The following is a 26,569-nucleotide window of genomic DNA, read 5'->3' as shown; positions in this document are numbered from 1 at the left end:
CTCAACGCGCCGGCTGCGACAGGGTAGGCACCGTGACTCTCGGCTCCTCCCCGAACCCGGACCGCGCCCCGCTCGACGGCGACCGTCTCGCTGCCGCCTTCGCCCTGACCCCGGGCGCCGGCGTGGAGCTGCTGCCCGAGGCCCCCTCGACCAACCAGCTCGCGGGCGAGCGGGCCCGGGCCGGCGCGACCGAGGGACTCGTCGTCGCCGCCGACCACCAGGTCGCCGGCCGCGGCCGGCTCGACCGCACCTGGGAGACGCCCGCCGGTACGGCGGTCACCTTCTCGCTGGTGCTGCGTCCGAGCGTCCCGCCGGCCTCCTGGCCCTGGCTCCCGCTCCTGGTCGGCCACAACGTGGCGAAGGCGCTCACCGCTCACGGCTACGACGCCCGCGTGAAGTGGCCCAACGACGTGCTCCTCGACGGTGACCGCAAGGTCGCCGGGATCCTGGTCGAGCGCGTCGAGACCCCCGACGGGCCGGCCGCGATCGTCGGCGTCGGCATCAACGTCGCGATGGACGCCGACGAGCTCCCGGTCGAGACCGCGACCAGCCTGTCGATCGCCTCGCCCGACGGGGCCGACGTGCCCGACCGCACGCAGGTGCTGATCGACGCCGTCGCCGCCATCCGCGAGGGGTACGACGTCTGGCAGGCCGGCGGCGAGCTCGGCACCGCGCGGCTCGCGTCGTCGTACCGGGCCCAGTGCGCGACCCTCGGTCGCGACGTCCGCGTCGACCTCCCCGGAGGGGGCGAGCTGACCGGCCGCGCGGTCGACGTCGACGACGACGGCCGCCTCGTGGTCGAGACGGCCGGCGGTCCCGAGCGGGTGGGTGCCGGCGACGTCGTGCACGTGCGTGCCACGGACTGAGCGCGCGCCGACCGCGAAGGTGGAATGATCTCCCCGTGGCCATCTCGAAGAAGCTGCTCAACCCGGGCGAGCGCCTGATCCTCAGCACGCGCCAGCACCCGAAGGCGCTGTTCGTGCCGATCCTGGCGCTGGTCGTGCTGCTCGCGATCGGGGTCGCCGCCGAGGCCAACCTCGACGACGACGGCTTCCAGCAGGTGCTCGGCTACATCGTGTGGGTGCTGGTGATCCTCGGCATCGCGTGGTTCTCGGTGCGCCCGTTCCTGGTGTGGGCGACCACGGTGCACGCCTTCACCGACCGCCGCCTGATCACGCGCTGGGGCATCGTCACCCGCCGCGGCCACGACATCCCGCTGGCCCGGGTCAGCGACATCTCGATCGAGATCAACCTGATCGACCGGCCCTTCGGCTGCGGCAGCCTGCTGATCGCCGACGCGTCGGCCAACCAGCCGGCCCGCCTCAACGACATCCCGCACGTGGAGGCCGCGCAGCGCCAGCTCAACGAGCTGCTCCACGAGCTCCACCAGGGCGGCGGCCGCCGTGACGGCCGCGACGAAGGTGTCTGAGAACGACCCCGAGCTGACCTTCCTCGGGGATGAGCCCCAGCTCACGGCCGCCGACGTCGCCGAACGCGCGGGCATCCCGCTCGAGCGGGCGCGCCGGCTCTGGCGCACCCTCGGCTTCCCGGAGCGCGGCGACGCGCGCGCCTACACCGACGCCGACGTGCACGCCCTCCAGCTCATGGTCGACCTGCTCGGCGAGGGCATCATCGACTTCGACGTCGCCCTCAACGTCGCCCGCGGGGTGGGCCTGAGCATGGCCCGCCTCGCCGACTGGGAGGTCGGCGAGCTCGTCCACCACGTCGACGAGGCGTACGTCGAGCAGCACGGAGGCGACGGCGACGCGTCGGCCTGGGTGGTCGAGCGCTTCGGCTCCCGCTTCGAGGACCTGCTGATCTACGCCTGGCGCCGCCACCTGACCGCCGCGGTGTCGCGGATGCAGTCCGTGCGTGCCATCGACGCGGACCCGCACACCACCGACCTCAGCGTCGGCTTCGCCGACATCGTCGGCTTCACTGCGCTGTCCAACGAGGTCAGCCGCGAGCGGATCGGTGAGCTGGTCGAGATCTTCGAGGCCCGGTGCGGTGACGTGATCACCCGCGAGCGTGGCCGCCTGATCAAGAGCATGGGCGACGCGGTGCTCTTCGTGAACGACGACCCCATGGCGGCGTTCACCACGGCCGAGGGGATCATCAACGTGATCGGCCGCGACCCGCGGATGCCCGACGTCCGGGTGGGCCTCGCCAGCGGCGGCGTCGTGCTGCGCCTGGGCGACGTCTTCGGCCCTCCGGTCAACCTCGCCGCCCGCCTCACGCAGGTCGCCCGCCGCAACCGGATCATCGTCGACCACGCCACCGCGGACCTCCTCCCGGCCGACCAGATCGAGTCCCGGCCACTGCCCCCGCGGCCGGTCCGGGGCTTCGGCGTGGTCGAGCCGGTCGCCGTGCGCCGCGCCTGACCCGCGGAATCGCTGGGCAAAATTCTCGCCGTTTCCCCTCCGGCAACCCGTTCGCGTCCTTACCTTGACCTCTGTGATCGAGGTGCAGGACGTACGGGTCGATCCCTCGACCCGGCGTGCATGGCGGGGGGACCGCGAGATCCTGCTTTCGCGCAAGGAGTTCGATCTCGTGCATGCCCTGATCGCCAGGGCCGGCACGGTGGTCAGCCGCGAGGAGCTCATGCGCGACGTGTGGGGTGTGACCTTCTGGACGTCGTCGAAGACGATCGACGTCCACCTGGGCTGGGTACGGCGCAAGCTCGGCGACGACACGCGCCAGCCGCGCCTGATCACCACGATCCGTGGCCAGGGCCTGCGCTTCGAGTCCGGCGAGCCGGCCGATCTGACCGACACCGCCTGAGAGGTCGCGCTGGCAGGGGCATGCCGGCCGAGCGCCGCCCCAGCACGCGCCGGTGCACCTTCTCCTCGGTCGCCGTGCCTCCGGCACGGCTCCCTCGTCGGCGGCACACCTGCACGCACTGGAGCGACGCTCGACTCGACAGCCCCCTGCCAGCGCGACCTCTGACCCGCCTAAAGTTCGGCCCGTGACCGAACGCTCTCCCCGCATCGCCGTGATCGGTGGCGGCCAGCTCGCCCGGATGATGGCCCAGCCCGCGATCGCGCTCGGCGTACCGCTTCGCCTGCTCGCCGAGGCCGAGGGCGTCTCGGCCGCCCAGGTCATCCCGGACCAGCAGGTCGGCGACTACCGCGACCTCGCGACGCTGCGCGAGGTCACCGCGGGCTGCTCGGTCGTCACCTTCGACCACGAGCACGTCCCGACCGAGCACCTGCGCGCGCTGGCCGCCGACGGTGTCGTCGCGCACCCCGGTCCCGAGGCGCTGGTGCACGCGCAGGACAAGGTCGTCATGCGCGAGGCGATGACCCGCCTGGGCGCGCCGCAGCCGCGCTGGGCCGTCGTCACGTCGGTCGCCGAGGTCGAGGAGTTCGGGCTGCCGTGCGTCCTCAAGACCTCCCGGGGCGGGTACGACGGCAAGGGCGTCTGGTTCGCCCGCACCACCGACGACGTGACCGAGGCCCTCGATGTCGCCGAGCGGACCGGCGTGCGGCTGCTGGCCGAGGAGCTCGTGGAGTTCCGGCGCGAGCTCTCCGCGCTCGTCGCCCGCTCGCCGAGCGGCCAGGCGGCGGCGTACCCGGTCGTGGCGACGCTGCAGGTCGACGGCATCTGCAGCGAGGTCGTCGCCCCGGCGCCCGACCTCGATCCCGCCCTCGCCACCTCCGCCCAGGAGCTGGCCCTGCGGATCGCCGGCGAGCTCGGCGTCACCGGCATCCTCGCCGTGGAGCTGTTCGAGACGGTGGACGCCGCGGGCAAGCCCGGCATCGCCATCAACGAGCTGGCCATGCGCCCCCACAACACCGGGCACTGGACCCAGGACGGCGCCGTCACCAGCCAGTTCGAGAACCACCTCCGTGCCGCCCTCGACCTGCCGCTGGGCTCCCCGGAGCCGCGCGCCCGCTGGACCGTGATGGTCAACATCCTCGGCGGCGACGACCCGGCGGTCGGCCGGCTCTACGACGGCTACCCGCACGCACTGGCCCGCGACCCGCGGCTGCGGGTGCACCTCTACGGCAAGGACCTGCGCCCCGGCCGCAAGGTGGGCCACGTCAACACCTTCGGCGACGACCTCGAGGACTGCCTCGAGCGCGCGCGGCACGCGGCGGCGTGGTTCCGGGGCGACCTCGGCAACGAGAGCGAGTGACTTCGCCTTTCCTTGTCGCGCGCCTCAGCTTGTAACTCGGTGTTCGGGTGCACCATCACGGACTCGTGACCGGTCACGACACCGTGGCAGTGCATCCGAACACCGAGTTACATGCGGGCGCGGCGCCTCACTAGGCTGCCGCCCATGAGCGCGCGTGTGGGCATCGTGATGGGTTCGGACTCGGACTGGCCGGTGATGCAGCTGGCAGCGGAGGCCCTGCAGGAGTTCGGCATCGAGCACGAGGCCGACGTCGTCTCCGCCCACCGGATGCCGGAGGAGATGATCGCCTACGGCAAGGAGGCCGCCGGTCGCGGCCTGTCGGTGATCATCGCGGGTGCCGGTGGCGCCGCGCACCTGCCCGGCATGCTCGCCGCGGTCACGCCGCTCCCCGTCATCGGGGTCCCGGTGCCGCTGAAGTACCTCGACGGCATGGACTCGCTGCTCTCGATCGTGCAGATGCCGGCCGGGGTGCCGGTGGCCACGGTCGCGATCGGCGGTGCGCGCAACGCCGGCCTGCTCGCCGTACGGATCCTGGCGGCGACCGACCCCGCGCTCCAGCAGAGGATGACCGACTTCCAGGCCGAGCTGAAGCTCGCCGCCGAGGCGAAGGGCGCCGTGGTCCGCGGCCGATGACGGTCCTGCGCCCCGGGCGCCTCGTCGGCATCGACGTGGCCCGCACGGTGGCGCTCCTCGGCATGATCGCCACCCACGTCCTCGAGGGGCGTACGGCGACCGGCGAGCTCACGACCGTCCAGTGGCTGGCGGGCGGCCGGGCCTCGGCGCTGTTCGCCGTGCTCGCCGGCGTGAGCATGGCGTTGATGAGCGGGGGAGCCGACCCGCAGCACGGTCGCGAGCTCGGCCGGACGACCCTGGGCCTCGCCGCGCGGGCCGTCCTGGTGGCCCTCCTCGGACTCGCGCTCGGCGGTCTCGAGACCGGGCTGGCCGTGATCCTCGCCTACTACGGCGTGCTGTTCCTGCTCGGACTCCCGTTCCTCGGCCTGCGGGCCCCGGCGCTCGCGGCGCTCGCGGCGGTCTGGGTCGTGGTGGCGCCGATCGCGTCGCACCTGCTGCGCCCCGAGCTCCCCGTGCGCGAGCTCGGCAGCCCCGACCTCGACCGGCTCTCGGCCCCGGGCCCGCTGCTCGCCGACCTGCTGCTCACCGGCTACTACCCGGCCGTGCCGTGGCTGGCCTACCTCCTCGCCGGGATGGCGCTGGGCCGCATGGACCTGCGCGGCTGGCGCGTGCCGCTCGGGCTGGCGGCGTCCGGCCTGGGCCTGGCCGTCGTGGCCACGGCGGTCTCGCGGCTGTGCACCAGCAGCCTCGAGGTCCGCGACGCGCTGATGCCGTTACGGGTCACGACCCACGACGAGCTGCTGCAGGTGCTGGCCGGGAGCCAGCACGGCACGACGCCCACCGGTGGACCGTGGCAGTGGCTCCTGGTGGTCTCCCCGCACTCCGCGACGCCCTTCGACCTCGCCCAGACCATCGGCAGCGCGCTCGTCGTCATCGGGCTGTCGCTGGCGCTGGTCCACGTGCTGCCGCGGCCCGGCCGGGTCGCCCTCGCGGTCCTCGCCGGAGCGGGCGCGATCCCGCTCACGCTCTACACGCTGCACCTCGTGATGCGCACGCCCGAGGTGTGGCCCGCGGAGGAGCCGGACACCTTCGGCTGGCACGTGGCCGTGGTCCTCGGCGTCGGGGCGGTGTTCGCCCTGCTGGGCCGGCGGGGTCCGCTCGAGGCGGTGGTCGGCTGGCCGAGCCGGGCGCTACGGCGTCCTACGCCGCAGGCTCAACCCCGCTGACGCCACTCGATGGCCGGGCAGGTGTCCATCACCATGGGTACGCCGGCCGCGGTCGTCCGCTCGAACGCCGCCTCGTCCACCACACCCAGCTGGAACCACACGCCCTTCGCGCCGACGGCGACGGCCTCGTCCGCGAACCGGCCCGCCTCCTCGGAGCGCCGGAACACGTCGACGACGTCGATCGGGAAGGGCACGTCGGCGAGGGTGGCGTAGCCCTGCTCGCCGAGCACGGTCGGCGCCGAGGGGTGGATGGGCACGATCCGCTTGCCGTGCTGCTGCAGCAGCTCGGCGATCCGGTACGCCGTACGGCCGGGGTTGCCCGACAGACCGACGACCGCCCAGGTCTTGGCCTCGTCGAGCATGAAGTCGATCGCGGTGGGGGACAGGTGCGCGGGCGCGGAGGTCATGCAGGTCCAAGGCCCGAACGGCCCTGGTTCTTCCCGGGCCCGAGTGCCTCGCGCACCCGACGGACCACCTCGTCGACGTCCTCGGCACCGCCGGTGATCACGATCGTCGGCTGCTCGGGGGCGACCGGACCGCGCAGCAGGTCGAGGGCGAGGGTCAGCGCCCCGTCGAGCTCCGCGTGCGGGTCGTCGGTCTCGCCGCGCAGCCAGCGTCGCAGCACGTGGTTGTGGGCGATCACGACCGAGGAGGCGACCAGCTCGGCCCGCAGCGGACCGTCCGGCTCCTGGTCCAGCCACCCGTGGACGTGCTGCGAGAACAGCCGCACGTAGCGCTGCACGCTGGCCACCTCGCGGTCCCGGATCGCCGGGACGCTGCTCGCCAGGCGGTAGCGCGCGCGGGCCGTCTCGCCCTCGGCGAGGTACTGGGTCAGCACCATGGCGGTGGCCTCGCGCAGCGCGGTCTCGCTGCCGCCGGGGGACGCGACGGTGAGCCGGTCCGCGAGCCGGGCGAGGAGAGCCTCGTGGTCGGGGAGGACCACCTCCTCCTTGCCGCGGAAGTGACGGAAGAAGGTGCTCCGTCCGGTGCCGGCCAGGGTCGCGATCTCGTCGACGGTGGTGGCGTCGTAGCCCTGGCCCTCGAAGAGCTCGAAGGCGGCGGCGACCAGGCGGTCGCGAGCGGAGGTCGACACGTCCGTCAGCCTAGCTCGACGGGACGGAGTATCACAGTTACGATACTGAGTACCGAAACCGATCGACCCGCAGGAGCACGTCGTGAGCGACTACCCGATGTACGCCCTCTCCGAGGAGCAGCAGGCCATCCGTGAGGCCGTCCGCGCCGTGTGCGACGCGAAGGTCGCGCCGTTCGCGGCCGAGGTCGACGAGGACGCGCGGTACCCGCAGGAGGCCCACGACGCCCTGCTGGCCGCCGACTTCCACGCCCCGCACGTCCCGGAGCAGTACGGCGGCGCCGGTGCCGACGCGCTCGCGACCGTGATCGTGATCGAGGAGGTCGCCCGGGCCGACGTCTCCGCCTCGCTGATCCCGGCGGTCAACAAGCTCGGCTCGCTGCCGGTGATGATCGGCGGCGGTGAGGAGATCAAGAAGAAGTACCTCACCAAGCTCGCGGCCGGCGAGGGCGGCTTCTCGTACTGCCTCTCCGAGCCCGATGCCGGCTCCGACGCCGCCAACCAGAAGACCCGCGCGGTCCGCGACGGCGACGGCTGGATCCTCAACGGCACCAAGCGCTGGATCTCCAACGCGGGGGAGTCGGAGTTCTACACCGTCCTCGCCACGACCGACCCCGACGCCCGCACCAAGGGCATCTCCGCTTTCGTCGTGGAGAAGTCCGACGAGGGCGTGTCCTTCGGTGCCCCGGAGAAGAAGCTCGGCATCAAGGGCTCCCCGACCCGCGAGGTCTACTTCGACAACGTCCGGATCCCCGGTGACCGGATCATCGGCGAGGAGGGCAAGGGCTTCGAGTACGCCATGAAGACCCTCGACCACACCCGCATCACGATCGCGGCCCAGGCCGTCGGCGTCGCCCAGGGCGCGCTCGACTACGCCCTCGGCTACGCCAAGGAGCGCCAGCAGTTCGGCAAGGCCATCGCCGACTTCCAGGGCCTGCAGTTCCTGCTCGCCGAGATGGGCATGAAGGTCGAGGCGGCCCGCCAGCTCACCTACGCCGCCGCCGGCCGCTCCCAGCGCGGCGACGCCGACCTCACGTTCTTCGGTGCCGCGGCCAAGTGCTTCGCCTCCGACGTGGCGATGGAGGTCACCACCAATGCGGTGCAGGTCCTCGGCGGCTACGGCTACACCCGCGACTACCCGGTCGAGCGGATGATGCGCGACGCCAAGATCACCCAGATCTACGAGGGCACCAACCAGGTGCAGCGGATCGTCATGGCCCGCCAGCTCCTCGCGGGGGTCCAGAGCGAGCTCTGAGCCCCCTTTCGGGGGTGAATATCAGATCTGAATATGAAACTTCGGCGCTGTGACGTAACCCACCTGCCCCCTGTGTGGTTGTGTTAGGTGTCCGGACCCCCAACCGGGAGCCCGGCCTTTTTCATCATTTCGGGAGATGAGGGCCAGATGCGTCGACTTTGCACGGTGGTTTTCCTTCTCGGGTTGCTCGGCCTGCTCGTGATGCCGGTCGCGCCCGCGGGGGCCGATCCCATCGTCGAGCCCGAGTCCATCCCGACGTCGTGCCACATCGGCGCGCCGAACGTGACCGTCGGCGACCGGGTGCGGCTGCGCATCGAGGTCTCCTCCAACAGCAACATCCCCGAGGTCGGGACGGTCGAGCTGGCCATCTCGACGGCTTCGGCGCGCCAGTCGGCGCGACTGGCCGCCCGCGGCGTGGTGTGGACCAAGACGATCCGCTACGAGGGCACCCCCGTCGTGGTTGTCGGGCCCAAGCTGCCGCGCGGCCAGTACCGCGTGACGATGGCCTTCGAGCCCGACAACGAGGCCTTCATCCCGTGCCACAACGCGGCCCGGTTCCGCGTGGGCGCCGGTGGCGACACCGGTGGCGAGGACGACGACAACCCGAACCTGCCGAACACCGGTGGACCCGAGCGGTGGCCCCTCTTCGTCGGGCTGGCCCTGTTGGTCGCCGGCAGCGGACTGGTCGGCGGCAGCCGTCGGTTCCGCGGCGCGGCCCACGTGACCGGGTCTCACCGCACAGCCCTCCCGTGACGCCTGGCCCGGCATGACGTTGGATGGGTGTGCTGGCTGACTGAGGGGTCGGCCGAGGAGGGACACCTGTGGCTGAGAACGACCAGACCCCGACACCCGACCCGTCGGGGACCGACAGCGTCGAGGCGGACGGCGGCGGCGTCGTCGTACGCCGGCGCCGGAGCCGACCGGGCAAGGGCAGCGGTGCTCCCGAGGCGCCGTCGAAGAAGCGCCGGGTCTCGTTCTGGATCGGCGTCGGGCTGATCGCCGCCGGCCTGGCCATCCTGGCCTGGGTGGCGTGGCAGTTCTGGGGCACCAACTGGCAGTCCGAGCGCAAGCAGGGCGAGGTCCGCGACGCGCTGTCCGACGGCTGGGCCGACGGCCAGGACGTCGTCCGCACCGACTTCGGCAACGCCAGCGCGATCCTGCGCATCCCGAAGTTCGGCAAGAGCTACGCCATCCCGGTCCTCGAGGGCTCGACCCCCGAGGTGCTGGCCGCCGGCGTGGGCCACATGGAGGACACCGCCGAGGCCGGCGCCGCCGGCAACTACGTCCTCGCCGGCCACCGGGTCACCCACGGCGAGCCGTTCGCGGAGTTCCCGTCCCTCGAGGCGGGCGACAAGGTCTTCGTCGAGACCCGTGCGGCGACGTACACCTACGTGCTCGACAGCGGGGGCGAGGACCTGATCATCCCGTTCACCCAGACCTGGGTCCTGGACGAGAAGCCCGACAACCCGCGTGAGGGAGGGGTCGAGCCGCCGGCCGAGATCGACGGACAGCCGAACGACCACATCATCACGCTGCTGACCTGCTCGGAGATCTTCCACACCGACAACCGCTCGGTCGTGTTCGGGCACCTGGTCGAGACGGCTCGCACGAATCAAGACTGACCCACTAGGATCACGCGTAACGCACTTCCCGTCACCGATGACGAGCCGGGTCGTTGCATGGGGTAAGGCTCTCTAGGAGGATGTTGTGCTGAGGAAGCTGGCCGCGCTCGCGGTGCTGTCCGTTGCTGTGGTGGCGGTGCCTGCTGGCGCTGCCCAGGCTGACCCGACCGAACCTGAGTCGATCCCGACCCGGACGATCATCGAGATCGTGCGTGCCGTTCCCGGCAAGCCGGTCCTGCTCGACGTGAGCGCCACCGCCAACTACCCGGTCCCGCCGGAGGGCGACATCGACGTGGCGATCTCCACGGCCGCCGGCACCGCCCGTGGCGCCCGCGCCGTGGCGGCCGCGCCGCTGTTCACCACCACGGTGCACTTCGTCGACGAGCCGGTCCGGGTCACCGGCCCGACCCTGCCCCGCGGTCGCTACCTCGCCACGGCGGCTCTCGACCCCGACGACGCGATCTTCCTGCCCTCCGACACCGCCACCACCTTCCGCATCGCGGTCGGCGGCGACACCGGTGGCAAGGACGACGACGGCGACAACCTGCCGAACACCGGTGGTCCCGACATGATGTGGCTGCTCCTGGGCGGTGCCCTGGTGGCCGCCGGCGCCGGTGGCGTCACCTACGGCCGTCGCCGCACGCAGGCCGTGCCTGCCTGATCGGCACCTGAACCACAGCTCCGGCCGCCTTCGGGCGGCCGGAGCCGTTTTTCCACGAACTCCGGGCGATGGCACCACGAGCCAGGGTTCGTGGTGCCAGGAGCCAGGGTTCGTGGTGCCAGGAGCCAGGGTTCGTGGTGCCACGAGCCACGGTTCGTGGTGCCACTAGAGTGGGTGGGATTCGTCACCCCAGCCGGAGGTAGTCATGCCCACCCTGCGTTGCCCTTGCTCCACCACGCTCCGTGGCGAGAACGACGACGAGCTCGTCGAGAAGGTGCAGGAGCACCTGGCGGCCGAGCACCCCGGGCGCGAGTACTCGCGCGAGGAGATCCTGTTCATGGCGATGTGAGCCACCGGCCCACATCGACGATCAGACGATCGGCGGCAGCTCCGACGCCTTGCCGCTGAACTGGGGCGCGCGCTTCTCGAGGAAGGCAGCGACGCCCTCCTTGCCGTCCCCGATGGACGTCCAGTACATCGCGAGCGAGTCGGTGAGGTGCGCCTCGAGCGGGTGCTCGGCGGCGCCGTTGCGGTAGAGCATCTGCTTGGCGAGGCCGAGGGCCACGGGGGAGCGGTCCTTGACGAACGAGCGCGCCAGCTCCTGGGCGGCGGGGAGCAGGTCGTCGGGAGCGTGCACGCTGCGCAGGAGGCGGCCGGCGAGGGCCTGCTCGGCGGTGAGGATCTCGGCGGAGTAGACCCACTCGAGCGCCTGCTGGATGCCGACGATGCGCGGCAGGAACCAGCTGGAGCAGGCCTCGGGCACGATGCCGAGGCGGCCGAAGACGAAGCCGATGCGCGCCTTCTCGGACGCCATCCGGATGTCCATGGCGAGGGTCATCGTGGCGCCGATGCCGACGGCGGGACCGTTGATGGCGGCGATCACCGGCTTCGGCAGGGCGTGGATCGCGAGGGTGACCTTGCCGCCGGTGTCGCGGACGCCGCTGGCGTACGGCTCCTCGTCGTACGACGCCCGGAACTCCTGCGGCGTGGGCCGGACCGTCTCGTCGAGGCCGAACACGTTGCCCTCGGCGCTCAGGTCCATCCCGGCGCAGAACGCACGGCCCGACCCCGTCACCACGACGGCGCGGACGGCGTCGTCGCGGGCGTCGGTGAGGAAGACCTGCTCGAGCTCGCGGGCCATGGTCAGGTCGAACGCGTTGAGCGCGTCGGGGCGGCTGAGGGTCAAGGTGGCGACGCCGTCGGCGTCGACGTCCCAGGTCAGGGTCTCGTACACGTCAGTCCTTCGTGGTGCGGGCGTGGAGGGTGGTGCTCACGGCGGTGCTCACTGGGCGAGGCCGGTGGCCGTGCACAGCTGGGCGGTGATGTCGTCGGTGCGGTCCTCGGCGATGGTGTCGAAGAGCTTCGCCGCCCGCTTGCGGTCCCAGGTGGCGTCGGCGCTGGCGAGTGGCACGGTGCACGACTTGGGGGCGTCGGTCATCGCGAGCGCCCACTGCGAGGCGGCATAGGGCCCCATGCCCTCGCCGAAGCGGAAGAAGTCGGGGACCGCACCGTTGAGCTTCCAGTACCGCACCGGGTTGATGACCGACCACGGCGAGAGCACCTTCTTGCCGACGGCCGCGACGACCTCGCGCTGCTGCTGGACGCGGGCCAGGTCGGAGATCGGGCTGTACTTGCGCGCGCGGGCGTAGGCCAGCGCGGTGGCGCCGTCGACACTCTGGCAGCCCTTCTTGATGTTCAGGCCGGACGGCTTGTCGCGGATCCGCTTCTTGGGGCAGACCTCGATGCCGCCGACGGCGTCCACGACCCCGACGAGGCCGCCGAAGCCGATCTCGACGTACCCGTCGATGCGGACGCCGGTGGCCTTCTCGAGGGTCTGCACGAGCAGCGGGGTGCCGCCCTTGCTGAAGGCGGAGTTGATCTTGGAGACGCCGTGGCCGGGGATCTCCAGGGGCGAGTCGCGCGGGATCGAGATCAGCGTCGTCGGGCCGTCACCGGTGTGCAGCAGCATGATCGTGTCGGTCAGCTCGCTGGTCTCGTTGCCGGTGTGCAGCTTGCGCCGCTCCTCCTTGGTGAGGCCGGCGCGGGAGTCGCTGCCCACGAGGAGGTACGTCGTGCCGGGCTGCTCGCTCGGCCGGTCACCGCTCGGCTCGTAGGCCACCTTGTCCACCTTGCTCCACGTGAACAGCGGCACCGCGACGAGGAACGCGAGCCAGGTCGCCAGCAGCAGGATGACCAGGCGGAACCAGGTGCGCGGACGGCGCCAGCGGCTCGGACGCGCCGACCAGGCGGGCGGGGGCGGCGACGAGCTGGGCTCGGGCTGCGCGCCGTACTGCTGGGCCGGCGGCAGCCGGTCGGGCGAGCGCGGCGGGGACACGCCCGGACGCGGCTGGACCGGGATCCGACGGGTCGGCTCGGGGTCGCCCGAGCCCCCTTGCGGACCCGACCCGTACATCCAGTCGAAGTCCCCGTCGTCGTCGCCACGCCCAGCCATGACAGGGACGCTACCGTTTGGCCGTGAGCGAGATCGTTGCGGCACGCACGCCGTCGTACTCCCGGATCGAGCTGGCCACCGTGACGTCGCGCGCGCAGGCCAACCTGCTGGGCAACATCCACGGCGGCGAGGTCCTCAAGCTGGCCGACTCGACGGCCGGTGTCGTCGCCCAGCGGCACAGCGGCGGGCCTGCCGTCACGGCGGCGCTCGACGAGATGGCCTTCCTCGAGCCGGTGCGCGTCGGCGACATCGTGCGGACCTTCGGCCAGATCAACTGGGTCGGCAGCTCGTCGATGGAGATCGGCGTCCGGATCGAGACCCAGCCGTGGGACGCGACGACCGAGCTGCGGCACGTCGGGTCGGCGTACTTCGTGTTCGTGGCGATCGACACCGCGGGCGCCGCCCGGCCGGTGCCGGCCCTCGATCCCGAGAGCGAGGACGACCGCCGCCGGATGCAGGAGGCGGAGATCCGCCGCGCCCACCGGCTCGCGAAGCGCCAGGAGATCGAGGCGGTCCGCCTGAGTTGATTGGGCGCTCGCTCCGCTCGCGCATGGCGCTCGCTACCGCGCGGCGCTGACCTCGGTCAGGGCCGCCGCCACGGCGTCGACCGCGGCCGGCCGGGGCGGGGCGCCGTACGTCGACAGCTGGATCCGCCGGTGGGCGTCGAGCCGGCGAGGGACCACGCCCGGGTGCTGGTGGGCGCGCAGGGCCAGGCCGGGCAGCACGGTGACGCCGAGCCCGGCGGCCACCAGCGACTGCACCGCGACGTAGTCGTCGCTGGCGAACGCGATCGCCGGCGTGAAGCCGGCGTCGGCGCACAGTGCGAGCAGCTCGCGGCGGCAGCGCTCGCACCCGGTGACCCACGCGCGGCCGGCGTACCCGCCGAGGTCCGGCGCAGGCTCCTCGCCGGTGGGGACGACCAGGTGCAGCGGGTCGTCGAGCACCGGGACGGAGGTGATCTGATCAGGCTCGGGCTGGTCCGGGTACGCGAAGGTCAGCGCCAGGTCGACCGCGCCGGCGCGGAGCAGCTCGAAGGCCTCCGGGGGCTCGGCCTCGGTGAGCTCGAGCTCGATGCCGGGGTGGCGGGTCGCGAGCAGGGCCAGCGCCTCGGGCACCAGGGTGGCGGCACCGGACGGGAACGAGGCCAGCCGGACCCGGCCGGCCTGCAGGCTGGTCGCAGCGGCCAGCTCGGCCTCGGCGCGGGCGAGCAGGCCGAGGATCTCCTCGCCCCGGCGGGCGAGCAGAAGGCCCTCGGCCGTCAGTCGGACCCCGCGGCCGGCCCGCTGCAGCAGGACCGCTCCTGTCTCCGCCTCGAGGCGGCGCAGGTGGTGGGAGATGGTCGGTTGCCCGTAGTGCAGCTCGGTGGCGGCGGCGGACACGGAGCCGGTCCGGTGCACGGCGACGAGGGCCTCGAGCCGGCGGAGGTCGATCATGGACCCGATGATAGATCGATGCCGTCGATCGATTCGAGCGACAAGAACTATTGGACCGATGAGTGGTCGGACCGGGACCATGGACACATGGCCGACACGACGACCGACCCGACCTTCGCCGAGGTGCTGCGCGCCGCGGAGGTGGTCGCCGCGTCCCTCGCGCCGACGCCGCTCCAGTCGCACCCGCTGCTCGACGCGGCGACGGGCTCGGCCGTGCTGGTCAAGCACGAGCACGTGCTGCCGACCGGGTCGTTCAAGGTCCGCGGTGGGGTCCACCTCGCCGCCACGCTCACCGAGGCCGAGCAGCAGCACGGCCTGGTCACCTGCTCGACCGGCAACCACGCCCAGTCCGTCGCGTACGGCGCCCGCCTGGCCGGCGTGCGCGCCACGATCGTGATGCCGTCCTCCGCGCCGGCGGTCAAGCGCGACGCGGTCGCCGCGCTCGGCGCCGAGGTGGTCGTGCGGGGCGCGACCCTCGGCGAGTCCGCCGCGGCTGCCCGAGCCCTCGCCGCCGAGACGGGCGGCTCCTTCATCTGCCCGACGGACCGCCGCATCGTGCTGGGCCACGCCACGGCGTACCTCGAGCTGTTCCGGCAGGCCGCCGAGCAGGGCGTCACGCTCGCCGCGCTCTACGTGCCGATCGGCAGCGGCACCGGAGCGGCCGGCGCCTGCCTGGTCCGTGACGAGCTGTCGCCGGCCACCCGCGTGGTCGGCGTGCAGTCCGAGGCCGCGCCCGCCGGCTGGCGGTCCTGGCGCCACGGCGCCATCGAGACCGCCCCGTCGCAGACCCGCGCCTCCGGCCTGGCGACCACCACGGGCTACCCGCTGACGCAGCGGATCCTGCAGGGCCGGCTCGACGACTTCGTGCTGGTCTCCGACGACGCCATCGACGATGCCGCCCGGCTGCTCGCCACCCGGGCGCACACCCTCGCCGAGGGGGCCGGTGCCGCCGCCCTGGCCGGCCTGCTCACCCCCCAGGGCCCCGGCCGGCCGGGACGGTCCGCCGACGGCCCGGTCGCGGTGGTCTGCACGGGCGCGAACGCCTCGGCCGACGAGATCGCCCGGCTCGGCGCCACGTCCTCCGCGGCCTGATCCCTCCTGCTTCCGGCGTCGGGCCGGCGCCGTGCGGCGCGTCGGCACGCGTGGGACCTGTGGGACTGGTGATACTGGGCGGGTGCCTGGGGCTGATCGGATCGCTGTCGCCGAGCGGGCCGCACGGGTGCGGTTCCGCCGGGCACTGACCCTGATGGGGTTCACCCTCGTCGTTCCCGGGTCCGCCCAGCTCATCGCGGGCAACCGCGACGTCGGCCGCGTGGCGGTCCGGATCTGGCTGCTGACCCTCGGGGTGCTGGCCTACCTCGGCATCCGGCTGGCGATCGACCCGTACTACGCGGTCGACCTGTCCCTCAGCCCCACCTTCATGCTCGTGCTGCGGCTCTACCTGATCGCCGGCGCGATCGGCTGGGCCGGTCTGTTCGTCGACGCCTGGCGGATCGGCCAGCCGCTCAGCCTGCGCCTGCAGCACCGCCGAGCGATCGTCGGCGTCAACGGCATCCTCTGCTTCTCGATCGCCGGCACCATGCTCTTCGGCGCCCACCTCGCCGGCGCCCAGCGACACCTGCTGCTGCAGTTCGTCGACGGCGAGCTGGGCGCGTCCCACGACGGCCGGTACAACGTGCTGCTCCTCGGCGGCGACTCCGGCGCCGACCGGTGGGGACTGCGCCCCGACTCGATGACGGTCGCCTCGATCGACGCCAAGACCGGCAAGACCGTGATGATCGGGCTGCCCCGCAACATGCAGAACTTCAAGTTCCGCGAGGGCTCGGTCATGGACAAGCAGTTCCCCCAGGGCTTCGACTGCGACGGCTGCTACCTCAACGGCGTCAGCACCTGGGCCGGTGACCACACCGACCTCTTCGACTCCGACCACCCGGGCATCGAGGCCACCGTGATGGCCATCGAGGGCATCACCGGGCTGAAGATGAACTACTGGGCGATGGTCAACATGAAGGGCTTCCGCCGGCTGGTCGACGCCTTCGGTGGCGTCACGCTCAACGTGCGTGACCGGATCCCGGTCGGCGGCCTGGGTGACGACGTCACCGGCTACATCGAGCCCGGCAAGCGCAAGCTCAACGGCCGCGAGGCGCTGTGGTTCGCCCGTTCCCGCGAGGGCAGCGACGACTACTCCCGCATGGCGCGCCAGAAGTGCGTGATGACCGCGCTGCTGACCCAGATCAGCCCGCGCAAGGCACTCACCAACTTCAACGAGATCGCCCAGGCGTCGACCGACATGATCTCCACCGACATCCCCGGCGGCGCGCTCGCCGACTTCGCCAAGCTGGCTCTGCTGGCGCGGGACCAGAAGGTCGCGACGGTGTCCCTCGTGCCGCCGCAGATCGACACCGCGCACCCGGACCTCGACAAGATCCGCACGATGGTCGAGACGGCGATCGACCGCGCGGAGTCGCGCGAGCAGCCGAAGTCGACCAGGAAGAAGCGCAGCGCCAAGGTCACCGGCGCCTCGCTCGGCTCGCGCAACGACGGCTACGTCGCCAACGAGACCGACGACGTCGCGGCCGCCTGCTGACCGCTCGGTCCGGCGTCGCGACTCAGACGGGCAGCGCGGCGACCACGGCGTCGTACGTCGCCTTGTCGGGCGCCGCGACCAGGCCGCCCTCGAGCCGCTGGGGCTCGACCGGGCCGCCGTCGTGACGGCCGATCGTGCCACCGGCCTCGGTCAGGATCAGGGCGCCGGGCAGGTGGTCCCACGGCATGCTGCGGCTGTAGACGAGCGCCGCCGCGTCGCCCCCGATCAGGTGCGGGTAGTCGACCCCGCAGCAGGCCCAGGTCAGCTCGAGGGTGCCGAGGTCGCCGAGCTCGCGACCGACCCAGTGCCGTCGCGCGGTCCGGTACGGCGCCGCCGACCCGGTCGCGACCGTGAGCGGCTCGCCGTTCAGCCAGGCGCCCGCGCCGCGCTCCGCGACGTAGGACCGCTCGTGCTGGGGCTGCCAGATCCAGCCGCGGACGATCTCACCGCCCAGGACCTCGGCCACCATCACGGCGTGGTCGGGGGAGCCGTTGACGAAGTTCTTGGTGCCGTCGACCGGGTCGACGGTGAACGCGTGGTCGGCCGCCGCGAACCGGTCGAGCAACGATGCGTCGGCGGCCATTGCCTCCTCGCCCAGCACGACCGCGTCCGGGTACGCCGCCGTGAGGGCCGCGGTGATCAGCGCCTCCGACTCGTGGTCGGCCACGGTGACCAGGTCGCCCGGGTTCTTCTCCGAGACCTGCTCGTCGGAGAGGGCGCGGAACCGGGGGTTGATCACCTCCGCGGCGACGTCCTGGAGCAGGGTCAGCACGGCGGCGGTGTCCACACCTCAACGCTAGGCCATGGCCCCGACGGGGACCGCATCCGGAAGACTGGCCCCATGCGCTTCACCGAGCACGAGCTGACGGCCGCCCTCACCGGGACCGCCAAGGCGCTGCTGGCCTCCGACAGGAAGCAGCGTCGCAAGGGCGTCGACGTCGAGACCGCCTGGGCCGAGATGGACCGCTACCAGCGGTTCGTGATGCTCGACGCGCTCGGCGAGCAGGTGCTGCCGGTGCTCGTCGCGCTGCCCGACGCACCCGTCGAGCCCGGCACCCGCCCGTCGTACGACGACCAGGTCGTCGCCGACGTGGTCTCCGGCCTGGTCGGCGAGGACCGGGGCCGGGTGCGGCGCGCGGTCGAGGTCAAGGCGCGCACCGCCCTGGTGCAGGTCGCGCTCGCCCACGTGCCGCCGCGGCTGGACCCCGACGCGCTGCTGACCGACGAATCCTGAACGTCCGGCCCCGGACAGTAGGGTCTGCTCCGTGCGAGTGCAGGCAGTCGTCGTGACCTTCAACCGGTTAGCGATGCTGCAGCGACTCGTCCCGCGGCTGCTCGAGACGCCCGGTCTGGAGCGCGTCCTGGTCGTCGACAATGCCTCGACCGACGGCACGGGGGAGTGGCTCGCCGGTCTCGACGAGCCCCTGCTGCAGCACGAGACGCTGGCGACCAACACCGGCGGCGCGGGGGGCTTCCACCACGGGCTGGCGTGGGCCGTGCGCGAGGGCGCCGACCTGGTCTGGCTGATGGACGACGACGGCATGCCCGCGCCCGACTGCCTGCCCCTCCTGCTGGAGCGGGTCGAGCGCGACGGGCTGGAGTTCTGCGGTCCGGCGGTGCTGGCCGAGCAGGACCCGTCGCGGTTGTGCTTCCCGATCCGGCTGCCGGGCGGCACTCGTGTGGTGCACGAGATGGCGGCCGTCGAGGCGGCGGCCGAGGACGGCCTGATCGACGACGTGGTGATCCCCTTCAACGGCGTGCTGGTGACGCGCGACCTCGTCGAGCGGATCGGCCTGCCCCGCGAGGAGTTCTTCATCTGGGGCGACGACGTGGAGTACCTCTGGCGTGCCGAGCGCGCCGGCGCCCGGATCGCCACGGTCGTCGACGCCCACTTCCTGCACCCGGCCACCGACGACCTCGGGACGCCGATGATGTTCGGGCGCACGACGTACAACCACACGCCGAGCGACCTCAAGCACTACTGCATGGCCCGCAACAACACGCTCAACCTGCGTGCCTACCGCGGCTGGGTGCACGTGCTGCTCTTCTGGCTCAAGACCGTGTGGTTCTACCTGTTCACCAAGCCGCAGCCGGCCCGGATCCCGCTGAGCGCCCGCGCCGCGGCGGCCGGCCTGCGCGGTGACTTCACGGGCCACGAGAGGTTCTTGAGGTGAGCGCCGAGAAGGTCGCGGTCGTCGTCGTCACGTTCAACCGCGCCGACCTGCTGGAGCGGATGCTCGCGGGCCTGGCCGGGCTCGACCGCGCGCCGGACGCGGTGTTCGTGGTCGACAATGCCAGCACCGACCACACCCGCGCGGTGCTGGAGCGCAGCGTGCTGCCCGGCCTGGTCGCGATCCACACGACCGAGAACCTCGGCGGCGCCGGGGGCTTCCACCTCGGGCTGAAGACCGCCTACGACCGCGGCTACGACGCCATGTGGCTGATGGACGACGACGTCATCCCGGCGCCCGACTGCCTCACCCGCCTGCTCGAGGTCGAGGGCTCCTGCCTGATCGCCGTCCGCGAGGACCGCACCGGTGCTCTGGTCGAGAAGGCCGCGCTCCGCTTCGACCTGCGCAACCCGCTGGCCATCCGGCCCAAGACGGCGAGCATCGACTCGACGTACGCCGGGCGCGAGGACATGCCGGCGACCGTCGAGGTCGAGAACGTCGCCTTCGAGGGCTTCCTGGTCCGGCGCGAGGTCGTGGAGCGGATCGGGCTGCCCGACCCGTCGTACTTCATCTTCTACGACGACGTGGACTTCGCGATCCGTGCGCGTCGGGCCGGCTTCCCGATCCGCGCGGTGCGCGACGCCGTGCTGGTGCGACAGCTCGACTTCGACCAGCAGCACGACCTGGCGGGTTGGAAGGGGTACTTCATGTACCGCAACCTGTTCGTCGTCCACTTCCGCTACGGCGAGAACGCGCTGGTGCGCCTCAAGCCGTGGCTGGTCGCGCTGGTGGTCGTCGTGCTCAGTCCGTTGCGGGGTGGTCGGGCAGAGGCGCGGAACGTGACGCGAGCGCTCCGGGATGCGCGGCGGATGAAGGTCCTGCAGCAGGGCTGACCTGCTCGTCGCGGTCGACGACCAGGCGTGCCCGCCACCCGATCCGGTTGCCGGTCGCGAGGCCCGCGATCCACACCGCGAAGGCGCCCAGCGCGGCCCCGGCCACGACGTCGACCACGAAGTGCCACCCGAGGTAGACGGTCGCGAGCGCGGTCAGGCCGAGGAAGACCCACGAGGCGATGCGCACCCAGCGGTGCAGGCCGACCAGCTGCACGATCAGGCAGATCGTCACCATGATCCCGACGTGCAGCGAGGCGAAGGCGGCGATCGTCTGCAGCCCGGCGTGCGCCGGGTCGGCGAGCGTGGCGAGCCGGTCGGACCACATGCTCCGCTGCAGGTCGCTGACGTAGGTGTCGGGCAGTGTCGCGAAGGCGCCGGGGTCGGAGTAGACCGGGCCGACGGTCGGCAGCACGACGTACAGCACGGCGCCGAGGGCCCAGTCGACCGCGACCGCGGTGACGTACCACTCGCCGGCGCGGGCGTGCCGGGTCCAGACCAGCGCGATCGCGATGGAGACCGGCACGAGCGCGATCCACACGATGTAGACGGCGGAGAAGAAGTGGGCGGCCAGGCCGGTGCCGAACCACGCGTGCAGGGTGGCGGCGGGGTCGTGTCCGGCGAACAGGAACCGGTCGACGTCGGCCAGCGGGGCGTCGTAGATCTTGTCGTGGACGAAGGGCGCCATCGACTTCACGTTGCGGAAGGCGGCGTAGCAGAGGTACCAGGCGATCACGCCGTTGAGCGCGAACCTCCAGTGCGACAGGGGCCAGCGCTCCCGCATCACGGTGCGCGCCGAGGTCCGCAGCCGGCCCGCCCAGCCGCCGCCGGGCCGGCCGGCCGCGGCGAGGATCCGGGGGACCACGTCGATGGCGATCGCCCCGAGCACGATCGCCGGGAAACGGATGTAGCCGGGGATCAGGCTGTCGGGGTCCTGGATCGGGATGTCCTCGAGCGTGGAGAAGAGGACGGTCAGTGCGGCCAGGCCCAGGCCGGCGACCCATGCCAGTGCGAACGGGGGAGCGCCGCGCCGCCCGGTCTGGTGGTTGCTCACCAAGACAGGATATTCACACAGGAGATTCATCACGTTCACCGCGGGCGCGACGCGCGCCAGATGTGTCCGGCGGGGTCCTCGTCCGTAAACTCACCCTCCGTGACCCTCACTTCGTCGAGCCCCGGCCTCCCTGACCTGGTCGTCGTCGGCTCCGGCTTCTTCGGCCTGACCATCGCCGAGCGCTGTGCCAACGACCTCGGGCTCAAGGTTCTCGTCATCGAGCGGCGCTCGCACCTGGGCGGCAACGCCTACAGCGAGCCCGAGCCGGAGACCGGGATCGAGGTGCACAAGTACGGCGCCCACCTGTTCCACACCAGCAACGAGCGGGTCTGGGAGTACGTCAACCGCTTCACGAGCTTCACCGGCTACCAGCACCGCGTCTACAGCACGCACAACCAGCAGGTGTACCCGCTGCCGATCAACCTCGGCACGATCAACCAGTTCTTCGACGCCGCCTACACCCCCGACCAGGCGCGGGCGCTGATCAAGGAGCAGGCGAGCGAGCTGGGCGGCAAGGAGCCGGAGAACTTCGTCGAGAAGGGCGTCTCGCTCATCGGCCGCCCGCTCTACGAGGCGTTCATCGCCCACTACACCGCCAAGCAGTGGCAGACCTCCCCGGAGGAGCTGTCGGCCGACATCATCAGCCGCCTCCCGGTCCGCTACAACTACGACAACCGCTACTTCAACGACAAGTACGAGGGCCTGCCCACCGACGGGTACGCCGCGTGGCTGGCGAGGATGGCGGACCACCCGAACATCGAGGTCGTCCTCGAGACCGACTTCCTCGCCGACGGCGTCGCCGACGCCTACAAGGGCAAGGTCCCGATCGTCTACACGGGCCCCGTCGACGAGTACTTCGCCAACTGCGAGGGACGCCTGTCCTGGCGCACCGTCGACCTGGTGCCCGAGGTCCTCGACGTCGACGACTTCCAGGGCTGCTCGGTGATGAACTACCCCGACCCGGACGTCGACTTCACCCGGATCCACGAGTTCAAGCACTTCCACCCGGAGCGCACCTACCCCGAGGGCAAGACCGTCATCGTGCGGGAGTACAGCCGCTTCGCGGAGGACACCGACGAGCCGTACTACCCGGTCAACACGGCCGAGGACCGCGAGAAGCTGCTGAAGTACCGCGACCTCGCCGAGCGCGAACCGATGGTGCTCTTCGGAGGCCGCCTGGGCACCTACAAGTACCTCGACATGCACATGGCGATCGCCTCGGCGTTGTCGATGTACGACAACACCCTGCGTCCGCACTTCGCCGACGGTGCGGAGCTGAAGAGCGGCGGGGTGGACGCATGAGCGACGAGACCGTCACCCGCCTGCTGCAGCGCCAGATCCTCCCGCTCGACCGTGACAGCGAGGTCTTCCCGCTCTACGTCGACCTCGCCGAGCCCGACCTCGACGAGGACAAGTACGTCGTCGGCGGCAGCCGCGCGGCCAAGGACCTCAACAACACGAAGGTCCGCCAGGCCACCGTCGGCGGGGAGAAGCTGCGTCCCGAGCAGGTCCTCGACCGGACCCGGCTGCGGGTCGATGCCGGCCAGACGATCAGCCTGGCGTCGTACTTCAACGCCTTCCCGGCCAGCTACTGGCGGCGCTGGACCATCGTCGACCAGGTCCGGCTCACCGTGACCGTCGAGGGCGCCGGCGCGACGATCATCGTCAACAAGTCGCTCGCCAACGGCAACAGCCAGCGCGTCGAGTCCGCCGAGTCCACCGAGACCGGCACCCAGACCTTCGTCTTCGACCTCAGCCTCAAGCCGTTCATCGACGGCGGCTGGTACTGGTACGACGTGCTCGCCGGCGAGCAGCCGGTGGTGGTCTCCGCCGAGTGGACCGCCGAGGTCCCGGCCGATCGCGCCGCCCACGGCTCGGTCGACGTCGCGATCACCACGATGAACCGCCCGGAGTTCTGCTCCGAGCTGCTGCTGCAGTTCGCCGACGAGGACCTGGCTCCCTACCTCGACACGGTCTTCGTGATGGAGCAGGGCACCCAGCTGGTCGAGGACGCCGAGCTGTTCCCCGACGTCGAGAAGGCGCTCGGTGACAAGCTGCGCATCGTCAAGCAGGGCAACCTCGGCGGCTCCGGCGGCTACGCCCGCGGCCAGCTCGAGTCGCTGCGCAAGGGCACGGCGACGTACGCCCTGATGATGGACGACGACGTCGTCTGCGAGCCCGAGGGCATCATCCGCCAGGTCACCTTCGGCGACCTCGCCCGCCGTCCCACGATCGTGGGCGGGCACATGTTCAGCCTCTACGCGCGCTCGCGCCTCCACAGCTTCGGCGAGATCGTGCACCCGTGGCGCTTCTGGTGGAAGACGCCCGAGGACGGCTACATGCAGTGGGACTTCGGCACCCGCAACATCCGCTCCGCGCGGTGGCTGCACAAGCGCGTCGACGTCGACTTCAACGGCTGGTTCTCCTGCCTGATCCCGCGCGAGGTCATCGACCGGATCGGCCTGTCGCTGCCGCTCTTCATCAAGTGGGACGACGCCGAGTACGGCATCCGTGCCCGGGCCCACGGCTTCCCGACGGTCACCTTCCCGGGTGCCGCCGTGTGGCACGTGCCGTGGACCGACAAGAACGACGCGCTGGACTGGCAGTCCTACTTCCACCTGCGCAACCGGCTGGTCGCGGCGCTGCTGCACTCGACCTTCCCGCGCGGTGGCCGGGTGATCCGCGAGGTCTTCAACAACCAGCTCGCCCACCTGGTCGCGATGCAGTACTCCACCGCGGAGCTGCGGCTGCAGGCCATGGAGGACGTGCTGCGCGGCCCGCAGGCGCTCCACGAGATGCTCCCGACCCGCCTCGCCGAGGTCAATGCCACGCGCAAGGAGTTCAGCGACGCGCAGCTGGTCGCCGACGTCGACACGCTGCCGCCGCCGCGCATGGAGAAGCCGCTCAAGAAGGACCTCACCGAGGTCCCCACCCGCAAGTCCCAGCTGATCAGTGCCGGCCTCGCGCCGCTGCGCCAGCTGCGGCCGCCGCGGGCGCTCTCGCGCACCAACCCCGAGGCGACGATCCCCGCGGTCGACGCCAAGTGGTACCGCCTCGCCGGCTTCGACTCCGCGATCGTCTCCATGAACGACGGTACGGCGGCCGCGCTCTACCGCCGCGACCCCGAGACCTACAAGGCGCTCCTCAAGCGCACGCTCGAGCTGCACGCCCGGTTCACCCGGCAGTGGCCCCAGCTGGCGCAGCAGTATCGCGACGCCCTCGACGAGATCACCTCGCCGGAGGCGTGGGAGCGGACCTTCGCCCCGTGGACCGAGGGGGCCGCCGATGACTGACGTCGCCGTACCGGTGGCGGAGAAGCCGCTCCGGTCGCCCGCGCCCGCGAGCGGCCTGCTCTCCGTCCTGCGCCAGCGCTACCTGCTCAGGCTGCTCGTCCAGCGCGAGATCAGCGCCCGCTACCAGGGCTCGTTCCTGGGCCTGCTCTGGTCCTACATCAACCCGCTGACCCAGTTCTTCATCTACTGGTTCGTCATCGGGTTCCTGTTCCAGATGCACAAGGACGTCCCGCACTACCCGATCCACCTGTTCGCGGCGCTGATCATCGTCCACTTCTTCACCGAGACCTTCGTCGCCGGCACCCGCTCGATCATGCGGAACAAGGCGCTGGTCGTGAAGATGGCGATGCCCCGGGAGATGTTCCCGGTCGCGACCATGCTGGTCTCGCTCTACCACGTCGGCCCGCAGATGGTGATCCTGGTCGTCGTCTGCGTGCTGAGCGGCTGGACCCCCGACCCCGTCGGGATGCTCTGCCTGGCCCTCGCGCTGCTGATCATCGCCGCGATCGGCCTGTCCGGCGCGCTCCTGTTCAGCGCTGCCAACGTCTTCTTCCGCGACTTCGGCAACATCGTCAACGTGCTGACGAACTTCGTCCGCTTCGGCGTGCCGATGATGTACCCGTACGTCATCGTCCACGACCGCTTCGGCCGGTTCGCCGACCTCTACCTGCTCAACCCGCTCGCGGACGCCGTCGTGCTGTTCCAACGGGCGTTCTGGGTCGGGACCGTGCCGGACGCCGACCGGGTGCGCATCGAGCAGCACTACGGCGGGCCGATGATGCCCGACCACCTGATCACCCACGGCGTGCTCGCCCTGCTCGGCTGCCTGGTGATCCTGGCCTTCTCCCAGTGGGTCTTCACCCGTCTGGAGAACAAGATCCCGGAGCGTCTCTGACATGGCCACGTCGATCGTCGCGGAGAACGTGACCAAGGAGTTCACGCTCCGCTACCACCGGACCTTCAAGGAGGTCACGGTCGCCAAGGCTCGCGGACACAAGACCAGCGACCGGTTCAACGCCATCGACGACCTCTCCTTCACCGTCGAGGAGGGCGAGTCCATCGGCCTGATGGGCCTCAACGGCTCCGGCAAGAGCACGCTGCTCAAGATGATCAACGGTGTCATGCGCCCCGACCAGGGCAGCCTGCTGACCCGCGGCCGGATCGCCGGCCTGATCGCCACCGGTGCCGGCTTCCACCCCCAGCTCAGCGGCTCCGAGAACCTCGTCCTCAACGCCGCGATCCTCGGGATGACCGAGCGCGAGCTCAAGCGGAAGTACGACGACATCGTCGAGTTCGCCGGCCTCGGCCGCCTCCTCGACGCCCCCGTCGGCCACTACTCGTCGGGCCAGAAGGCGCGCCTCGGCTTCGCCGTCGCCGTCCACGTCGACTCCGACATCTTCCTCGCCGACGAGGTCCTCGCGGTCGGTGACAAGCCCTTCCGCAGCAAGTGCATGAAGAAGATGATGCAGATCCGCGACTCGGGCCGGACGCTCGTCTACGTCAGCCACTCGCCGGCATCGGTCGAGCGGATGTGCAGCCGCGTGATCGTCCTGGAGCAGGGCAGGCTCGGGTTCGACGGAGACCCGAAGGCCGCCATCCACTACCTCGAGTACGACACTCCCGAGGACGGCGAGGAGCTCACCGACGAGCAGATGGGCAACGACATCTGAGGGATCCCGTGCCGAGGCCTCTGGCCGTGGTGCTGGGACGGGCTCGTGCTGCCGTCTGGTCGTTCGGTGGCTCCTGCGGGCGGCCGCGCGGTAGCCGACCGACCCCCGGCGTCAAGGACGCCCGAAGGGCGCCGCTGACGCGGCCGCCCGGCCCGTTCTGGCCTGTTGGGCGTTGGTGACCCCTCGTTTGGTCACAGACCGCAGAAAAACCGGCCCGGAATCTGCGGTTCGTGCCCACTCGAGGGGGTCACCACGCGCCACCACCCCCAAGCCGGCCGCAACCCGGCCGCCGGACCCGACCCACCACCCGACGGACGATCCCGAACCCGAGCCTCAGGTGTCTCACCGCCCTGTGTCGACCCCTCAGCACGCCGCTGCGACGTCCGATCTGACTTTCTGCATGTCGTCGGCGTGTCGACTGGAAATTACACGTTTGTAGTTACTCACGACCTCT

The 26,569-nt window shown here is 71.4% G+C and carries 29 protein-coding genes; 22 read left to right on the top strand and 7 right to left on the bottom strand.

Features of this window, described 5'->3' with window-relative positions; genetic code table 11:
* Positions 1–32 precede the first annotated feature (32 nt).
* From ASE20_RS18735 to ASE20_RS18705, 7 genes are all read left to right on the top strand, one after another.
* Positions 33–866 carry a biotin--[acetyl-CoA-carboxylase] ligase gene (locus tag ASE20_RS18735; protein ID WP_056896075.1) on the top strand — a complete coding sequence of 278 codons (834 nt, stop codon included), beginning with the start codon at positions 33–35 and terminating at the stop codon, positions 864–866.
* Positions 867–901: 35 nt separating this feature from the next.
* Complete coding sequence (locus tag ASE20_RS18730) at positions 902–1,429, top strand: PH domain-containing protein (RefSeq protein WP_056896074.1); 528 nt, start codon at positions 902–904, stop codon at positions 1,427–1,429.
* Complete coding sequence (locus ASE20_RS18725; protein WP_056896394.1) at positions 1,422–2,381, top strand: adenylate/guanylate cyclase domain-containing protein; 960 nt, start codon at positions 1,422–1,424, stop codon at positions 2,379–2,381. Before ASE20_RS18730 ends, ASE20_RS18725 begins: the two co-directional genes overlap by 8 nt.
* A 73-nt stretch (positions 2,382–2,454) precedes the next feature.
* A complete protein-coding gene (locus tag ASE20_RS18720) occupies positions 2,455–2,781 on the top strand; it encodes a winged helix-turn-helix domain-containing protein (RefSeq protein ID WP_056896073.1) in 327 nt (108 codons plus the stop codon).
* 184 nt (positions 2,782–2,965) lie between these two features.
* Positions 2,966–4,138 (top strand): 5-(carboxyamino)imidazole ribonucleotide synthase, encoded by a 1,173-nt coding sequence (locus tag ASE20_RS18715; RefSeq protein WP_082612573.1) that lies wholly within the window; start codon positions 2,966–2,968, stop codon positions 4,136–4,138.
* Between the two features lie 144 nt (positions 4,139–4,282).
* Entirely contained in the window at positions 4,283–4,771 is a 489-nt protein-coding gene (purE, locus tag ASE20_RS18710; protein WP_056896072.1) for a 5-(carboxyamino)imidazole ribonucleotide mutase, read from the top strand.
* Complete coding sequence (locus tag ASE20_RS18705) at positions 4,768–5,937, top strand: heparan-alpha-glucosaminide N-acetyltransferase domain-containing protein (RefSeq protein WP_056896071.1); 1,170 nt, start codon at positions 4,768–4,770, stop codon at positions 5,935–5,937. Before purE ends, ASE20_RS18705 begins: the two co-directional genes overlap by 4 nt.
* Here the strand turns inward: ASE20_RS18705 and ASE20_RS18700 are convergent.
* The gene (locus ASE20_RS18700; RefSeq protein ID WP_056896070.1) at positions 5,925–6,344 is read right to left on the bottom strand and encodes a CoA-binding protein; all 420 of its coding nucleotides are present in this window, start codon (positions 6,342–6,344) and stop codon (positions 5,925–5,927) included. The genes ASE20_RS18705 and ASE20_RS18700 overlap by 13 nt on opposite strands.
* Positions 6,341–7,030: a TetR/AcrR family transcriptional regulator gene (locus ASE20_RS18695; RefSeq protein WP_056896069.1), complete on the bottom strand. Its 690-nt coding sequence runs from the start codon at positions 7,028–7,030 to the stop codon at positions 6,341–6,343. The genes ASE20_RS18700 and ASE20_RS18695 overlap by 4 nt, the downstream gene beginning before the upstream one ends.
* 97 nt (positions 7,031–7,127) lie before the next feature.
* On the opposite strand from ASE20_RS18695, the gene ASE20_RS18690 reads away from it, so the two are divergent.
* From ASE20_RS18690 to ASE20_RS24425, 5 genes are all read left to right on the top strand, one after another.
* Positions 7,128–8,282 (top strand): acyl-CoA dehydrogenase family protein, encoded by a 1,155-nt coding sequence (locus ASE20_RS18690; protein WP_157538719.1) that lies wholly within the window; start codon positions 7,128–7,130, stop codon positions 8,280–8,282.
* Between the two features lie 165 nt (positions 8,283–8,447).
* A complete protein-coding gene (locus ASE20_RS18685) occupies positions 8,448–9,035 on the top strand; it encodes an LPXTG cell wall anchor domain-containing protein (RefSeq protein WP_162261050.1) in 588 nt (195 codons plus the stop codon).
* 68 nt (positions 9,036–9,103) lie between these two features.
* Complete coding sequence (locus tag ASE20_RS18680; protein WP_056896066.1) at positions 9,104–9,904, top strand: class E sortase; 801 nt, start codon at positions 9,104–9,106, stop codon at positions 9,902–9,904.
* An 85-nt stretch (positions 9,905–9,989) separates the two neighbouring features.
* Positions 9,990–10,565, top strand: coding sequence for an LPXTG cell wall anchor domain-containing protein (locus ASE20_RS18675; protein WP_056896065.1), 576 nt, complete (start codon positions 9,990–9,992; stop codon positions 10,563–10,565).
* A 205-nt stretch (positions 10,566–10,770) separates the two neighbouring features.
* Positions 10,771–10,914 carry a DUF1059 domain-containing protein gene (locus ASE20_RS24425; protein WP_082612571.1) on the top strand — a complete coding sequence of 48 codons (144 nt, stop codon included), beginning with the start codon at positions 10,771–10,773 and terminating at the stop codon, positions 10,912–10,914.
* Positions 10,915–10,935: 21 nt separating this feature from the next.
* Here the strand turns inward: ASE20_RS24425 and ASE20_RS18670 are convergent, their stop codons facing one another.
* On the bottom strand, positions 10,936–11,799 hold the full coding sequence (locus ASE20_RS18670) for a crotonase/enoyl-CoA hydratase family protein (protein ID WP_056896064.1): 864 nt from the start codon (positions 11,797–11,799) through the stop codon (positions 10,936–10,938).
* Positions 11,800–11,847: 48 nt separating this feature from the next.
* Positions 11,848–13,017, bottom strand: a complete 1,170-nt coding sequence (locus ASE20_RS18665) for an LCP family protein (RefSeq protein WP_056896063.1) — start codon at positions 13,015–13,017, stop codon at positions 11,848–11,850.
* 23 nt (positions 13,018–13,040) lie between these two features.
* On the opposite strand from ASE20_RS18665, the gene ASE20_RS18660 reads away from it, so the two are divergent.
* Complete coding sequence (locus tag ASE20_RS18660) at positions 13,041–13,544, top strand: acyl-CoA thioesterase (protein ID WP_056896062.1); 504 nt, start codon at positions 13,041–13,043, stop codon at positions 13,542–13,544.
* A 33-nt stretch (positions 13,545–13,577) separates the two neighbouring features.
* Here the strand turns inward: ASE20_RS18660 and ASE20_RS18655 are convergent, their stop codons facing one another.
* Positions 13,578–14,450 (bottom strand): LysR family transcriptional regulator, encoded by an 873-nt coding sequence (locus ASE20_RS18655; RefSeq protein WP_056896061.1) that lies wholly within the window; start codon positions 14,448–14,450, stop codon positions 13,578–13,580.
* A gap of 87 nt (positions 14,451–14,537) precedes the next feature.
* On the opposite strand from ASE20_RS18655, the gene ASE20_RS18650 reads away from it, so the two are divergent.
* Together ASE20_RS18650 and ASE20_RS18645 are read left to right on the top strand one after the other, a co-directional pair.
* On the top strand, positions 14,538–15,542 hold the full coding sequence (locus tag ASE20_RS18650; protein ID WP_056896060.1) for a threonine/serine dehydratase: 1,005 nt from the start codon (positions 14,538–14,540) through the stop codon (positions 15,540–15,542).
* 82 nt (positions 15,543–15,624) lie between these two features.
* On the top strand, positions 15,625–17,037 hold the full coding sequence (locus tag ASE20_RS18645) for an LCP family protein (RefSeq protein ID WP_056896059.1): 1,413 nt from the start codon (positions 15,625–15,627) through the stop codon (positions 17,035–17,037).
* 22 nt (positions 17,038–17,059) lie between these two features.
* Here ASE20_RS18645 and ASE20_RS18640 read toward each other — a convergent pair whose 3' ends face one another.
* Complete coding sequence (locus ASE20_RS18640) at positions 17,060–17,824, bottom strand: inositol monophosphatase family protein (protein WP_056896058.1); 765 nt, start codon at positions 17,822–17,824, stop codon at positions 17,060–17,062.
* Positions 17,825–17,878: 54 nt separating this feature from the next.
* On the opposite strand from ASE20_RS18640, the gene ASE20_RS18635 reads away from it, so the two are divergent.
* The 3 genes from ASE20_RS18635 to ASE20_RS24420 are packed head-to-tail and all read left to right on the top strand — an operon-like array spanning position 17,879 to position 20,101.
* Positions 17,879–18,271 carry a hypothetical protein gene (locus ASE20_RS18635; protein ID WP_164483682.1) on the top strand — a complete coding sequence of 131 codons (393 nt, stop codon included), beginning with the start codon at positions 17,879–17,881 and terminating at the stop codon, positions 18,269–18,271.
* A 31-nt stretch (positions 18,272–18,302) separates the two neighbouring features.
* Positions 18,303–19,211: a glycosyltransferase family 2 protein gene (locus ASE20_RS18630; protein ID WP_225869243.1), complete on the top strand. Its 909-nt coding sequence runs from the start codon at positions 18,303–18,305 to the stop codon at positions 19,209–19,211.
* On the top strand, positions 19,208–20,101 hold the full coding sequence (locus tag ASE20_RS24420) for a glycosyltransferase family 2 protein (RefSeq protein ID WP_082612567.1): 894 nt from the start codon (positions 19,208–19,210) through the stop codon (positions 20,099–20,101). The genes ASE20_RS18630 and ASE20_RS24420 overlap by 4 nt, the downstream gene beginning before the upstream one ends.
* Here the strand turns inward: ASE20_RS24420 and ASE20_RS18620 are convergent.
* Positions 20,010–21,152, bottom strand: coding sequence for a phosphatase PAP2 family protein (locus ASE20_RS18620; protein ID WP_056896055.1), 1,143 nt, complete (start codon positions 21,150–21,152; stop codon positions 20,010–20,012). The genes ASE20_RS24420 and ASE20_RS18620 overlap by 92 nt on opposite strands.
* A 99-nt stretch (positions 21,153–21,251) precedes the next feature.
* Here ASE20_RS18620 and glf point away from each other — a divergent pair, with 99 nt between their 5' ends.
* The 4 genes from glf to ASE20_RS18600 are packed head-to-tail and all read left to right on the top strand — an operon-like array spanning position 21,252 to position 26,115.
* Complete coding sequence (glf, locus tag ASE20_RS18615; RefSeq protein WP_056896054.1) at positions 21,252–22,454, top strand: UDP-galactopyranose mutase; 1,203 nt, start codon at positions 21,252–21,254, stop codon at positions 22,452–22,454.
* Positions 22,451–24,445, top strand: coding sequence for a glycosyltransferase (locus ASE20_RS18610; protein WP_056896053.1), 1,995 nt, complete (start codon positions 22,451–22,453; stop codon positions 24,443–24,445). Before glf ends, ASE20_RS18610 begins: the two co-directional genes overlap by 4 nt.
* A complete protein-coding gene (locus ASE20_RS18605) occupies positions 24,438–25,340 on the top strand; it encodes an ABC transporter permease (RefSeq protein WP_056896052.1) in 903 nt (300 codons plus the stop codon). Before ASE20_RS18610 ends, ASE20_RS18605 begins: the two co-directional genes overlap by 8 nt.
* A gap of 1 nt (position 25,341) precedes the next feature.
* Positions 25,342–26,115 carry an ABC transporter ATP-binding protein gene (locus tag ASE20_RS18600; protein ID WP_056896051.1) on the top strand — a complete coding sequence of 258 codons (774 nt, stop codon included), beginning with the start codon at positions 25,342–25,344 and terminating at the stop codon, positions 26,113–26,115.
* The last annotated feature ends 454 nt before the right edge of the window (positions 26,116–26,569 follow it).

This window comes from Nocardioides sp. Root240 (genome assembly GCF_001428825.1).
Taxonomy (GTDB): Bacteria; Actinomycetota; Actinomycetes; order Propionibacteriales; family Nocardioidaceae; genus Nocardioides.
This window is presented reverse-complemented; position numbering and strand designations above follow the sequence as displayed.

What these genes read in the sequence shown, in the direction of transcription:
- ASE20_RS18705 (WP_056896071.1), top strand. Translation starts at nt 4,768, where the DNA reads ATGACGGTCCTGCGCCCCGGGCGCCTCGTCGGCATCGACGTGGCCCGC.
- ASE20_RS18665 (WP_056896063.1), bottom strand. Translation starts at nt 13,017, where the DNA reads ATGGCTGGGCGTGGCGACGACGACGGGGACTTCGACTGGATGTACGGG.
- ASE20_RS18690 (WP_157538719.1), top strand. Translation starts at nt 7,128, where the DNA reads ATGTACGCCCTCTCCGAGGAGCAGCAGGCCATCCGTGAGGCCGTCCGC.
- purE (WP_056896072.1), top strand. Translation starts at nt 4,283, where the DNA reads ATGAGCGCGCGTGTGGGCATCGTGATGGGTTCGGACTCGGACTGGCCG.
- ASE20_RS18635 (WP_164483682.1), top strand. Translation starts at nt 17,879, where the DNA reads ATGCGCTTCACCGAGCACGAGCTGACGGCCGCCCTCACCGGGACCGCC.
- ASE20_RS18600 (WP_056896051.1), top strand. Translation starts at nt 25,342, where the DNA reads ATGGCCACGTCGATCGTCGCGGAGAACGTGACCAAGGAGTTCACGCTC.
- ASE20_RS18605 (WP_056896052.1), top strand. Translation starts at nt 24,438, where the DNA reads ATGACTGACGTCGCCGTACCGGTGGCGGAGAAGCCGCTCCGGTCGCCC.
- ASE20_RS18700 (WP_056896070.1), bottom strand. Translation starts at nt 6,344, where the DNA reads ATGACCTCCGCGCCCGCGCACCTGTCCCCCACCGCGATCGACTTCATG.
- ASE20_RS18610 (WP_056896053.1), top strand. Translation starts at nt 22,451, where the DNA reads ATGAGCGACGAGACCGTCACCCGCCTGCTGCAGCGCCAGATCCTCCCG.
- ASE20_RS18655 (WP_056896061.1), bottom strand. Translation starts at nt 14,450, where the DNA reads ATGATCGACCTCCGCCGGCTCGAGGCCCTCGTCGCCGTGCACCGGACC.
- ASE20_RS18650 (WP_056896060.1), top strand. Translation starts at nt 14,538, where the DNA reads ATGGCCGACACGACGACCGACCCGACCTTCGCCGAGGTGCTGCGCGCC.
- ASE20_RS24425 (WP_082612571.1), top strand. Translation starts at nt 10,771, where the DNA reads ATGCCCACCCTGCGTTGCCCTTGCTCCACCACGCTCCGTGGCGAGAAC.